The organism is Thalassotalea sediminis, from assembly GCF_030295915.1.
In the GTDB taxonomy this organism is placed as follows: domain Bacteria; phylum Pseudomonadota; class Gammaproteobacteria; order Enterobacterales; family Alteromonadaceae; genus Thalassotalea_C; species Thalassotalea_C sediminis.
Window position 1 is genome coordinate 2,025,683 of the sequence record NZ_AP027361.1, and the last position, 12,911, is coordinate 2,038,593.

Here is a 12,911-nt window from a genome sequence, read left to right on the forward strand (position 1 = left end):
AGTATATGAGTAATAAACTTAATTTTTAGCAATTTATCGAATGAAATCTAAGTGTTTTTGATAAAAATCACCAACAATTGGTAATGCCGTGCGTTGCCCTATTAAGGCATGAAAAAGACCAACACACCATAACACCGCGACGCCCAAACATAATAACCATCCGACAAAAGGAACTAACGCTAATAATGCCCCAGTTAAGGTTAAGCCTAAAGAGTCACGTAGATGGAACTTAGCTAAGGCAGAACGATTATTACCATAAATAAAAGCGGCAATGACCCAGCCGATAATGGTTATATAAGATAATACTGACACAAGCTTAACCATGTCATACTTTAATCGACTATACGCTCGAAAATACATAACGTTACCTCTCATCGTCATCACAAAGTTAAACAAGATTCCTCGTTTAAACTTAATTCCCTTTATCAATAACCATAGAGAAAAATTGAGAATGCTTCAAACAACAACATGTAAATTGATTGTTAAAGTGATGTAAGTAATCAGGTAAGTACATTATTTTAAAGTTGATCTACGTAGGGTAAATAATTTAGATCGAATACTTATAGCAATAGGATGTTTTATAGCTAAATAATTTTTAAGCGTTGACGAAGAAAATTTACTCGTACAAAACAAAAAACGGGCGCCATTTAGCGCCCGCTTTATTAAAATCTTTTGTAATCTAATGATTAACCGTTTACACGCTCATTAGCAGCAGCTTTAAGACCAGTATTTGTAATACTTGCAAGGTTTGCTGATACAACTTTTTTTGATAATTTACCAATCATCATTGTGCCTGTTTCTGTAGCATTAGCTGTCGCAGCAAATTGTAATAAGTTTTTACCGTTACATTGAACAGTGTCAAATACGTTACGAATTTTAATACGATTTGATTTTAAGTATCTACGTAAGTCTGATTTAGCATCCGCAGCAACAAATTCGCATAAGTTTTGCGCAACAACGTTTGCTTTGGCTTGTGGTGCAACAAATAATGTAGCTAATGATAAAGAAGCAACGATTAGTAAGTTTTTCATGATTACCCTTTCTAAAGTATGTTAATAACTTTTAAGAAACCACAAGCATGAAAAGCTTTTGTAACACTTAGGTAGCCCCACTGTCATAGATAAATCCGTAGACTGGTGGCTTTGCGTAATACCCTTTCAAGTACCTTGCCGTTTCTAGTTGCGCGCATTGTATAGATATCAAACAAAATTACAAGTAAAACTTTGTTTCTTTTATGTTTCAATAATTCAATCTATCAACTCAACAGACAAATCGTTAAAATAGATCTTCATGATAAATACTCACCGGATATATAATGACTATAGAAATAGAAGTATCATCGCAACCCATCGAATTATACAAATTACTTAAAATTGCAAACTTAGTTAGCGGTGGTGGTGAAGCTAAAATAGTTATAATGGAAGGTTATGTTCAGCTTAACGGCGAAGTAGTAGTTCAGAAACGTAAAAAAGTTTATCATGAAGATATTGTCAGCTTTAATGGTGAAAATATCTTGTTGATCTGTCACCAAGCTCCAAAGATTCCCGAAAAACGAATAAAAAAAACCAAACAATTGCCTAAAGAAAAAAGCTCTGCACCTAGGCAAGTTAAAGGTGGTAGAAAGAAAATTAACTTCTAGCGTTGAAACTTTAACGACAAAAACACGTTTAATATTTAACTGATTAGAAAGATCACGTCTCAATATCTATACTCTTAAACATGAGTACTATAAATAACTTATGTCAATATAACGATCCGGAAGGTTACAAATGCAAAGCGCAGGCTGAACCTTCTGGGTATTGTTTTTGGCATGATAAAACAATAGATAAAACGCATGACAATATCCAAGACAAGTTAACGCAATATGTTCGTTCAGGAGGGTTGACGAGAGGTATTTGTTTGAAAGAAGCAAACTTAACAGGTATTGATTTAGTCAATCATCATCAAAAAGTTGGTTACGACTTTTCATATACAGATTTTTATCGCGCCAATTTATCGGGTGCACACTTATTTAACATCAATTTATCAAACGCCAGTTTAATGAAAGCTGACCTAAGCGACGCTAAATTAAATTGTGGCAACTTAACACGTTGCAACTTGCTTGGCGTTAAATGGAAAGGCTGTAAAATCGAAAATATCAATTTCGGTAAAAAACTGATGCAAGAAATTAATGCCAAGCAAGCACTAAAGGCCAATAAGCCATTGCTTGCGTTAGATTACTTTCAACAAGCAGAAGAAATATACCGGGATTTACGAAAACATGCCGAGCAAGAAGGTTTATTTAGCATTGGTGGTACACTAATCCAAAAAGAGCTCACCATGCGACGCTATCAAATGCCTAAGTATTCTTTTAAACGGATAGGTTCTAAAATAGTTGATTTGTTTTGTGGCTATGGCGAAGATCCGTTAAGAATAGTAGGTTTATCATTGATAATAATTTTTATTTGTGCACTTTGTTATACTTTCACTGGCTTAAATTTTCGCGGTGAAGTGCTTACCTTTGATGCAAGTAAAACAGCTATCGAAAACTTCTCTTTTTTTATCTCTTGTTTATATTATTCTGTTGTCACCTTCACAACACTGGGTTACGGTGATTTTACACCTGTAGGAATTTCAAGAGCGATTGCCGCAATTCAAGCTTTTACAGGCAGTTTTACAATCGCTTTATTCGTGGTTGTATTTGTAAAGAAAATGACGCGATAGAAAAAAACGAATCGCCAACCTTATTTAGTGCAATTTTCTCTTTTGCACATTCAGCGCCCCTGCTAGAATAGGGACATTAATCTATTCATGACAGAAACGGAAACACACATCCATGCGTACAAGCCAATATTTACTTTCAACATTGAAAGAAACGCCAGCGCACGCTGAAGTAATTAGCCATCAATTAATGTTACGTGCAGGTCTAGTACGTAATATTGCCTCTGGACTGTACACCTGGTTACCGACAGGTTTACGTGTTTTAAGAAAAGTTGAAAACATTGTTCGTGAAGAAATGGAAAAAGCCGGTGCTATCGAAACACTAATGCCAATGGTTCAACCGGCTGATTTATGGCAAGAATCTGGTCGCTGGGAAGATTACGGCCCTGAATTACTTCGACTACATGACCGTCATGAGCGCCCTTTTGTTTTAGGACCAACGCATGAAGAAGTTATTACAGCGATCGTGCGAAACGAAGTGAACAGTTATAAACAATTACCACTGAATGTTTTTCAAATTCAAACGAAATTTCGTGATGAGATACGTCCACGTTTTGGTGTTATGCGTGGTCGCGAATTCCTAATGAAAGACGCCTATTCATTTCACATTACTGAAGAGTGTTTGAAGAAAACTTATCAAACAATGTTTGAAGCATATTGCAAAATATTTGAGCGTTTAGGCTTAGATTTCCGCCCTGTTGTAGCAGATAATGGTTCCATTGGTGGTGAAGGATCTCATGAATTTCATGTACTCGCAGAATCAGGTGAAGACGACATAGTCTTTTCTGATAGCAGTGATTACGCCGCAAATATTGAAAAAGCAGAAGCCTTAGCACCAAGCGGTGAACGACCAGAAAGCACACAATCATTAACTGAAGTATCGACCCCAAATGCAAAATCAATCGATGATGTGGCTCAGCAATTAAAAGTTGATGCTAAACAAACAGTTAAAACCTTGCTTGTTTTAGGGCAATCAGAAGGCGAAAGTCAGCCTATTGTTGCTTTAGTGTTACGCGGTGATCATCAACTAAATGAGATCAAAGCCGAAAACTTGCCACAAATTGCTAGCCCGCTTACTTTTGCAAGCGAAGAGCAAATCAATCAAGCCGTGAAGTGCGAGGCAGGTTCTATTGGCCCCGTTGGACTATCAATACCTGTTATTGTTGATCATAGTGCCGCCCATTTAGCGGACTTTATTTGTGGTGCTAATAAAGATGGTTTTCACTTTACAGGTGTAAACTGGGATACAGACATCACTGACTATGACGTCGCTGATATTCGTAACGTTGTCGAGGGTGATCCAAGCCCATGTGGCAAAGGTAATATCGTTATTAAACGAGGAATTGAGGTGGGGCACATTTTCCAACTTGGTAATAAGTATGCCAAAGCGATGAATTGTGGCGTATTAACCGAATCTGGTAAGAACCAAACCTTAACAATGGGGTGTTATGGCATTGGCGTCTCTCGTATTGTAGCGGCCGCAATTGAACAGAACCACGACAAGTACGGGATTAAATGGCCAAAAGCGATAGCGCCTTTTCAGGCTGCAATCGTGCCTATGAACATGGCGAAATCAGAACGCGTAAAAGAAACCGCTGAAAACCTTTACAAACAGTTAAAAAATGTTGGTGTTGACGTATTATTTGATGATCGTAAAGAACGCCCTGGCGTAATGTTTGCTGATCATGAATTGATAGGTACACCGCTATTGTTGATTGTAGGTGAACGCAACTTAGATGAAAATAAAATCGAAGTTAAAAACCGCATCACAGGTGACAAGTCATTGATAAATATAAGTGACGTTTTAAGCCTATTTGAATAATAAGGCTTTCATAAATGGCTAAGGAAATATCCCTTAGCCATTTTTATATTAACTTTATATTTACATTTTATAGGGTGTGATACACTTTAGGTGTATCATTTTAATATGGAGTTTATATGAGAAACATTCTCGGTGCCCTATCCTTACTCATAGCACCACAGCTTTTGGCTGCAGATAACTTATTTACGTGGCGAGACGTTAGCGCTGATAAACAAGCTAACGCTGGTATAAGTACCAAGTATCAACAAGGTGAAAAGTTTTCAATTGATTCAACTGCCCTGTCTTCTTATAGTATCGGCGACAACTTTACGATTAATCTCAAAAACGGTGCAAGCTATCAGGCTATTGTCACCAACATCAAGAACAAAAAGCACACCAAACATATCATTGCCCATATAAAAACAGATCAGCAACAACTCCCTGTTGTTATTACTCAGGGTAAAAGCCAGTTTTTTATGCGAATAGTATCGCCAGAACAAACATGGGTTGCGCAAGGGAAGACGCACTCTGGTTGGTTAATTAATGAAAACGTTAAGCAGGTTGCGCCGCTTAATAATGATGTGAAAATCCCCAAACACCAAGTTACGAAAAACCAAGATGCACAGTTAAATAGATTAACAAATAGATCTGAGATCACAGCAAATAACGCTGATTTTGTAAGTAAACCAAACAAAAGTGCGAGTAACGAATCTGATATTGCCAATGTTGATGTACTGTTTGTTTATGCTATACCGCAAGATTTTATTGACAGCGAATATAATGGCGACGTGCTAACTCGTATTCAACACCTTATCGAAGTAACAAATCAAATATATGTTGATAGTAACGTCAACCTAACTGTTTCTGCCGCAGATATTATTTCTGTCGACTATCCATCTGATTTAGACTCTGATGCCGCATTGGACGATATCACATTTAATGATCATGCAGCTTTCAGTGATATTAAAAACTTACGCTATGAAAAAGGTGCAGACATGGTCGCGTTGTTGCGCCCATATGTTGATGGCGATTCTGCTTGTGGACTTGCCTGGGGAAATGCATCAATCACGACCTCAATAAATTACATGTATAGCCATACAAGTATAGACTGTGGGGACTATGTATTAGCGCATGAATTAGGGCATAATATGGGGCTTGCCCATTCTCGAGCACAAGGAGATACAGGATATACGTTTCCATTCGCGCTCGGCCATCGCGTAGCTGATCCTGAAAATGGTTTTTCTTCTGTTATGGCATATGCTGTTAACAATGCAAGTAAAGTATATAAATTTTCAAACCCAGAGATTCTTTGTACTGAGTTACCATGCGGTGTCGATAGAAATGATCCCATTAATGGTGCAGATGCTCGATTTGCCCTTAACCAAGTAAATAGTGACCTAGCAAATTTATATACACAAGATCCGAACCTGATATTATCGAGTGATGCGTTATCAAATATATCGGATGACAATTTAAAAAGCTGCTTAAGCAACTTAGTAAACAACAACAATATAAAGTATGCTGGACAAGTAACTAACGTATATTGCGCTTATAGTAATATTGATTCATTAACTGGCATTGAAAACTTTCCAAATATCGTAAGTTTAGTTGTAAACAACAATAATATAAGTGACATTACATCGCTATCTCACTTAACTAAACTATCTATTGTCTATCTTGACAGTAACGCTATCAGTAATATTTCACCGTTGTCATCACTAACATCGTTAACGCAAGTTTATTTAGATCATAATAACATTACCGATATTTCGGCACTAACCGCAAGTGACAACCTGCAAATGCTTTGGATGAGCGATAATAATATTGAGGATATTGCTGCATTATCAAACAAGCAATCGTTGCGCTTTATTTACGCATCTGACAATAACATTAAATCTTTAGAGCCGTTGAAAAACGCTGATGCTCTAGCACAACTCTATGTAAGCGCTAATGAAATTAGCGATGTGTCTCCACTTAGTAATCTACCGGTGTTAAAAACACTAAATTTGGGCTCAAATCAAATTAATGATATATCCTCGTTAACTAACCTACCTAAATTAGAAACGCTGTCGCTTTACTACAATCAACTTTCAAATGTTGATGCTTTATTTGCGCTTAAATCATTAGTAGATTTAGAATTGGATGGCAACCAAATAACGATCTTACCTAATTCAGGCCAATTACCCAAATTAGCAAAACTTGCCATAGATGATAACGATATTCAGGATATTTCGTTATTAAATGCTTTTACATCGTTAGTAACATTAGAAATTCGTGGTAATAATATTACCGATATATCACCAATTCAAAGCTTATCAGGCCTAACAAGTTTATATGCAGATAGAAATCCAATAACGGTATTACCAGAATTATCAAATTTAACAAATATAAAAACATTTTCTTTATATAATACAGCGATTAATTCGCTTGAATTTGTAAAACAACTACCGGCGCTAACCTCTTTAAATATCGGCAATACCAATGTTATTGATATAACACCTCTTAAAAATGCTTACTTTTTAAACAATTTCGATTTAAGCAATACAGATATCAGTGACATAAGTGCCATATTTGAACTTCATAACACATGGCAAGTTGTTAACTTTTCAGGCGTTAACGAAATCAAATGTTGGCAACAAGACTATGTTAAAAACTATCTAACGGTTATTACCTTTACGGCTTCAGCTAATTGTAGTTCAACAGAGGACACGCAAGATTTTGACGGTGATGGTGTATCTAATAGAAATGAAATAGATAGCGGCAGCTATCCAATTTACCATAACAATGAACCAGGAAATGTACATTTTCAATTTAGCAGTGCCGTGCTCAATGAAGACGCGAGCCCAACAAGAATTAACGTGATCCGTTCACAAGGCGGAAAAGGTTTTTTGAGTGTTGATATTGTTACCAATTCTGGAACAGCGATTGCTGGAAGTGATTACGTAGGTATAACTCAAACCTTAGATTTTGCTGAAAATGAGTTTTTCAAGACGTTAAATTTACGTGCCGTCGATGACGACAGCTATGATGACGGCAAATCGTTTAGCATCACCCTAAAAAATGTATTAAATGGTACCGTAGGTTCTCCTGATACAATTGATGTCACGATGAAAGACAACGATCAAGCAAATATTGCATGGCTACAAAGTAATATTGAAGTATTAGAGAATGCTGGCTTTTTAACTTTAACATTGCAACGCCCTGAGAAAGCAGAAAATGCTGCATCGGTTAAAGTTGGCTATACGGACTATAGCGCAATAAATGGTGAACATTATCAGTTTACCGAGCAAACCATTTCCTTTGCTGACGGTGAATATAGTAAGGATATTAATATTGAATTGGTGAATGATGATGTTTATTCAGGAGACAAAACCTTTTATTTAACATTGACCGACGCTGTCGGCGCAGTTGTAACCAGCGAGGACAAGCTATTAACGATTACCATAGTGGATGATGAGCAACCTGCCAAAGGTTCAGTGTCGCTATCAAGCTCTACTGCGTCTGTAAACGAGAATACCAGTGAAGTATCACTAATATTAATTCGTGAAAATGGCTCATATGGTGAATTAAACGTAGCGTATCAAACCCTAGATGGAACAGCATTAAGCGGCAGTGACTACACATCTAAAAATGGTACAGTAATTTTTGCAGATGGCGAGATAGAAAAAAGTATCACTATTAGCATTATTGACGATAACGTTGATGAAAGTAACGAAAATTTTTCCGTTACGATCTCTTCAGATAACGAAGGCGTGATAGGCACAACAAATACAACCACGATTACGATACTAGATAACGATTCAACTGCTACGCCTCCTTCTTCAAGCGGAGGAGGAAGCGGTGGAGGTACGTTATGGTATCTCCTAACTTTACTTACTATGAGTATGTTATTAAAACGCAAGACGATAAAATAACGTATAAAAAACGCCACGATAATGTGGCGTTTTTTTACATAAGCGCTATAGCAACAATACTCAGTTTTTAATGCTCTACTAATTCCTTTTTAGATTCAAAACTTAGCACGAGTTTATCTTTCTTCACGCCTACTTTAGCAACGCCACCTTGTACAAGCTCACCAAACAATAGTTCATTAGCAAGTGGCTTTTTAAGATGCTCTTGAATAATTCTTGCCATAGGTCGTGCGCCCATCGTTTTATCATATCCATTGGTAGCAAGCCATTTTTTCGCGTCTTTCGTTAACTCTAAAGAAACCCCTTTATCATCTAATTGCGCCTGTAATTCAACGATAAACTTATCAACAACTTGTTGAATTACAATATCATCAAGGTGATTAAACCAAATGATATTGTCTAATCGATTCCTAAACTCTGGCGAAAAGACTTTATTAATTTCGTTTAACGCATCAACACTATGATCTTGTTGTTTAAAACCGATAGATTGACGAGTCGTTTCAGCTACACCTGCGTTTGTAGTCAACACTAAGGTAATATTTCTAAAGTCAGCTTTACGGCCATTATTGTCTGTTAACGTACCATGATCCATTACCTGCAATAATATATTGTAAACATCAGGGTGAGCTTTTTCTATTTCATCAAGTAAAACGACAGCATGAGGATGTTTAATAACCGCATCTGTTAATAACCCACCTTGTTCATAACCAACATACCCCGGTGGCGCCCCAATTAACCTACTTACGGCGTGTTTTTCCATGTATTCAGACATATCATAACGTAATAGTTCTACACCTAGTATTTTTGAAAGTTGCTGAGTGACTTCTGTTTTACCAACACCAGTTGGTCCTGCAAATAGGAAAGAGCCTATTGGCTTATTCTCTTGACCTAGTCCTGCACGAGACAGGCGAATAACAGATGTGAGTTCATCAATTGCATGATCTTGACCAAACACGACCAGTTTTAAATTTCTATCTAACGTATGAAGGCTGTCCTTTTCAGATGACGATACTGATTTTTCAGGTATTCGCGCAATTTTTGCAACAATGGTTTCAATATCGCCATCATTAATGACTTTCTTACGCTTAGAGCTTGCTAGAAGCTGTTGCTTAGCTCCTGCTTCATCAATAACATCAATGGCCTTGTCCGGTAAAAAGCGTTCGTTTATATATTTTGCTGACAGCTGGGCAGCGGCCCGTAACGCTTTGTTCGTGTACCGAATACCATGGTGAGACTCGTATTTTTCTTTCAAGCCTTGTAAAATTTTTGTTGTATCGTCAACGCTAGGCTCAACAATATCTATTTTTTGAAATCTACGTGCAAGCGCACGATCTTTTTCAAATATACTTTGATATTCTTGATAAGTCGTCGAACCTAAGCAACGTAGTTTACCTGAAGAAAGTAGCGGCTTAATTAAATTGGAAGCGTCCATCATACCGCCCGATGCAGCACCGGCACCAATAATCGTATGAATTTCATCAACAAATAAAATTGCATTACCTTCTTTTTCCAATTCTTTTAACAGTGCTTTAAATCGTTTTTCAAAATCACCTCGGTACTTAGTACCCGCTAATAAAGCACCAAGATCCAAAGAATAGATCGTCGTATCAGCTAAAAATTCAGGCACTTTTTCTGAGACAATAAGGTTAGCAAGCCCTTCTGCTATTGCTGTTTTACCAACGCCTGCTTCTCCAACAAATAAAGGGTTATTTTTACGGCGACGCCCAAGTACCTGTAATGTTCTTTCTAATTCACTTGCCCTGCCTATAAGCGGATCAATTCTGCCGCTTTTAGCTTGCTCATTTAAGTTAGTGGCAAAGTTCTCTACCGTTCTTGGCTCTTCTTCTTGTTGTCCAAGCTCTTCATGAGGTTTAGTGCTTTGTTGACCATCGACCTTGGCAATACCATGTGAAATATAGTTAACGATATCTAAACGATTAATGTCTGATTTTTTAAGAAAATAAGCAGCTTGCGATTCTTGTTCACTAAAAATAGCAACCAAAACGTTAGAACCATTAACTTCACTTTTTCCTGAAGATTGCACGTGAAATACAGCGCGTTGTAAAACACGTTGAAACCCTAAAGTAGGTTGTGTTTCTCTCTCCTCTTCCCCTTCAGGAATTACAGGCGTTGTCTCTGATATAAAATCGAGTAATTCTTGTCTAAGTTTCGTCATATCTGCACCGCAAGCCTTCAATGCTTGTAATGATGACGGATTATCCAACAGCGCCAACAGCAAGTGTTCTACCGTCATAAACTCATGACGAGATTCCTTCGCTTGACGGAAGGCCATATTTAACGAAATTTCTAAATCTTTATTTAACATCGGCTACTCCACTTCAACACTACGCAAAATCACGCTTTTTCCATAGTACACATCAATGGATGTTGATTTTCCATTGCATAATCGCATACTAAACTGACTTTGGTTTCTGCTACATCTGCAGTAAATGTGCCACAACGACCCTTTCCTTTGTAATGAACTTCAAGCATAACATCGGTTGCTTTCTCTTCGTTCATGCCAAAAAACTTTCTTAAAACGTCGATAACAAAATCCATCGGCGTGTAATCATCATTTAATAGCACCACGGTATACATAGGTGGTTTTTGGTACTGTTCTACAACCTCGTCTTCTAACAACTCTTGGTTGTCGAATATTTCTTTCCAATTACTCATACTTTTATATTAGTCTGTGGTAGAAAAATTTGCTTTAACATTTTTGTTAAAAATTAAAAATAAAACGTTAATTAGTTGTGAAATATACTTGACTAATTTATTTTATTATCTACGATTTAATTAGTGACTAAATTTTAGTCACTAATTAGTGTTTTAGTGTTTCTGGGGAAGCATACCTAATTACCGATGAATTTAGAAGGAAGTAGATGTATGGCTCACGGTAAAGTTAAGTGGTTTAATAACGCAAAAGGTTTCGGTTTTATTCGCCCTGATGATGGTGGCGAAGACATTTTTGCACACTATTCCACAATTGAAATGGACGGCTATCGTACATTAAAAGCAGGTCAAGATGTTGATTACGAACTAAATGCAGGGCCTAAGGGTCATCATGCATCGGTAATCAAGCCATCTGATTTAGATGATATTAGCGAATAGTAATATCTGTAATAAAAAAACACAGCAATTGCTGTGTTTTTTTATGGCCAATTTATTCGCCACTAGTTCATATGTTCTAAAATACAATCACCAAAACCCGAACTCGTTAAAATAGTGCTGTCAGCGATCTTATTAGCAAGGTCATAGGTGACGGTTTTCGCACTTATGGCTCCCCTCATGCCAGTAACAATATAATTTGCTGCTTCATGCCATCCAATATGCCTTAACATTAACACCGAGGCTAATAGTAATGAACTAGGGTTGACCTTATTCAATCCAGCATATTTTTGTGCCGTTCCGTGTGTTGCTTCAAAAATAGCACTTTCTTTACTCAAGTAACATGCAGGCGTAATACCTATAGTATTACTTATCGTTGACAGTAAACTTCGTAGACTTGAACCATAAGCAAATGGTGCAACTAACACCTGATACTCAGCAGGATTAGAAATAAGTTGTTGTATTAATGATTCAATACTTAAATCTTTAATCGTAATTTCTTTGCCGGTTATAGGGTTTTTAATATTTACCCATGGACCACCGTTTATCTCTCGTCCGTCAAATGAAGCCTTCGTTAGGTGATAGCCCCATTTACAGATAGCGTCGCTAAACTGTGCTGTATCTCCACCATCATGTACAATTGCAACGCTGGTTTTATCTTGGGTAATTGCATGCTCTATCGCACGAGTTAATAATTGCTCTACATCCAACTTATTAATAGAAATAGTGCTTGCATAGGTTTCTTCTTCATTTTCAATCGTCATATTCTTTGTAGACACCACCGAAGGTTCTGACTGAAAAATTGCGATATCAATGAGTTGCTGATGATTAATACACTTGGGTAAACCATCAAAACACTGGAATGTATTTAGGCAATGTTTAACATCAAGCTGTTCTCGTAGTTGAATACTTAAAGATTGCAGCCCACTTCCAATAGGCGCATCTAAAGGTCCTTTAATACCAACTTTATATCGTTTAAAAGCTGTTACGGTTTCTTCAGGTAGCCAAATATCATCGTTGTAGTGCTCTATAGCGGCTGCACCTGCATATGTTTCTAGCCATGCAATCTTTTTGTCTCCGCCATAAGCTTTCATAACAGCAGCATCAACGACCTTTAGCATTACTGGTGTAATATCTACACCGATACCATCACCAACAATATATGGAATGATCGGGAAGTTAGGCACTACGAGTGCTCCTTGACTATTTATAGAAATTTCTTGCCCTTGTACAGGGGGTATTATTGCTGTTGTCATTTCACTTTCCTCGTCGCTAAATATGCTAAGTGGTATGACCTTTAAGCTAAACGAGTTAACGTTTTTTCTCTAATATAGAATCAGTGATGTTCAATATAACGTAAGTAAATAATGGGTTAATTTTAATTGATAAAC

10 protein-coding genes and 1 riboswitch are annotated in these 12,911 nt (G+C 37.1%); of the genes, 5 read left to right on the forward strand and 5 right to left on the reverse strand.

From position 1 onward, the window contains the following. Nucleotides 1-33: 33 nt before the first annotated feature. The gene (locus tag QUE09_RS09310) at nt 34-360 is read right to left on the reverse strand and encodes a hypothetical protein (protein WP_286232497.1); all 327 of its coding nucleotides are present in this window, start codon (nt 358-360) and stop codon (nt 34-36) included. Between the two features lie 326 nt (nt 361-686). Next, on the reverse strand, nt 687-1,031 hold the full coding sequence (locus tag QUE09_RS09315; RefSeq protein ID WP_286232498.1) for a DUF3718 domain-containing protein: 345 nt from the start codon (nt 1,029-1,031) through the stop codon (nt 687-689). A gap of 67 nt (nt 1,032-1,098) precedes the next feature. Beyond that, nucleotides 1,099-1,181: riboswitch (cyclic di-GMP riboswitch) on the reverse strand. Between the two features lie 134 nt (nt 1,182-1,315). Between QUE09_RS09315 and QUE09_RS09320 the strand changes: the two genes are divergently transcribed. From QUE09_RS09320 to QUE09_RS09335, 4 genes are all read left to right on the forward strand, one after another. Then, nucleotides 1,316-1,639: an RNA-binding S4 domain-containing protein gene (locus tag QUE09_RS09320; protein WP_286232499.1), complete on the forward strand. Its 324-nt coding sequence runs from the start codon at nt 1,316-1,318 to the stop codon at nt 1,637-1,639. A gap of 80 nt (nt 1,640-1,719) precedes the next feature. Beyond that, complete coding sequence (locus QUE09_RS09325; protein WP_286232500.1) at nt 1,720-2,703, forward strand: ion channel; 984 nt, start codon at nt 1,720-1,722, stop codon at nt 2,701-2,703. 112 nt (nt 2,704-2,815) lie between these two features. Continuing rightward, nucleotides 2,816-4,522: a proline--tRNA ligase gene (locus QUE09_RS09330; RefSeq protein ID WP_286232501.1), complete on the forward strand. Its 1,707-nt coding sequence runs from the start codon at nt 2,816-2,818 to the stop codon at nt 4,520-4,522. A 116-nt stretch (nt 4,523-4,638) separates the two neighbouring features. Further along, nucleotides 4,639-8,415, forward strand: a complete 3,777-nt coding sequence (locus QUE09_RS09335) for a Calx-beta domain-containing protein (RefSeq protein WP_286232502.1) — start codon at nt 4,639-4,641, stop codon at nt 8,413-8,415. 67 nt (nt 8,416-8,482) lie between these two features. Here the strand turns inward: QUE09_RS09335 and clpA are convergent, their stop codons facing one another. Next, entirely contained in the window at nt 8,483-10,738 is a 2,256-nt protein-coding gene (gene clpA / locus QUE09_RS09340; RefSeq protein WP_286232503.1) for an ATP-dependent Clp protease ATP-binding subunit ClpA, read from the reverse strand. A 29-nt stretch (nt 10,739-10,767) separates the two neighbouring features. After that, nucleotides 10,768-11,088, reverse strand: a complete 321-nt coding sequence (gene clpS, locus QUE09_RS09345) for an ATP-dependent Clp protease adapter ClpS (RefSeq protein WP_286232504.1) — start codon at nt 11,086-11,088, stop codon at nt 10,768-10,770. Between the two features lie 210 nt (nt 11,089-11,298). On the opposite strand from clpS, the gene cspD reads away from it, so the two are divergent. Beyond that, nucleotides 11,299-11,523, forward strand: coding sequence for a cold shock domain-containing protein CspD (gene cspD / locus QUE09_RS09350; RefSeq protein ID WP_286232505.1), 225 nt, complete (start codon nt 11,299-11,301; stop codon nt 11,521-11,523). A 62-nt stretch (nt 11,524-11,585) separates the two neighbouring features. On the opposite strand, the gene QUE09_RS09355 is transcribed toward cspD, so the two are convergent. Continuing rightward, entirely contained in the window at nt 11,586-12,776 is a 1,191-nt protein-coding gene (locus tag QUE09_RS09355; protein WP_286232506.1) for an isocitrate/isopropylmalate family dehydrogenase, read from the reverse strand. Nucleotides 12,777-12,911 lie beyond the last annotated feature (135 nt).

What these genes read in the sequence shown, in the direction of transcription:
- QUE09_RS09310 (WP_286232497.1), bottom strand. Translation starts at nt 360, where the DNA reads ATGTATTTTCGAGCGTATAGTCGATTAAAGTATGACATGGTTAAGCTT.
- QUE09_RS09315 (WP_286232498.1), bottom strand. Translation starts at nt 1,031, where the DNA reads ATGAAAAACTTACTAATCGTTGCTTCTTTATCATTAGCTACATTATTT.
- QUE09_RS09320 (WP_286232499.1), top strand. Translation starts at nt 1,316, where the DNA reads ATGACTATAGAAATAGAAGTATCATCGCAACCCATCGAATTATACAAA.
- QUE09_RS09325 (WP_286232500.1), top strand. Translation starts at nt 1,720, where the DNA reads ATGAGTACTATAAATAACTTATGTCAATATAACGATCCGGAAGGTTAC.
- QUE09_RS09330 (WP_286232501.1), top strand. Translation starts at nt 2,816, where the DNA reads ATGCGTACAAGCCAATATTTACTTTCAACATTGAAAGAAACGCCAGCG.
- QUE09_RS09335 (WP_286232502.1), top strand. Translation starts at nt 4,639, where the DNA reads ATGAGAAACATTCTCGGTGCCCTATCCTTACTCATAGCACCACAGCTT.
- clpA (WP_286232503.1), bottom strand. Translation starts at nt 10,738, where the DNA reads ATGTTAAATAAAGATTTAGAAATTTCGTTAAATATGGCCTTCCGTCAA.
- clpS (WP_286232504.1), bottom strand. Translation starts at nt 11,088, where the DNA reads ATGAGTAATTGGAAAGAAATATTCGACAACCAAGAGTTGTTAGAAGAC.
- cspD (WP_286232505.1), top strand. Translation starts at nt 11,299, where the DNA reads ATGGCTCACGGTAAAGTTAAGTGGTTTAATAACGCAAAAGGTTTCGGT.
- QUE09_RS09355 (WP_286232506.1), bottom strand. Translation starts at nt 12,776, where the DNA reads ATGACAACAGCAATAATACCCCCTGTACAAGGGCAAGAAATTTCTATA.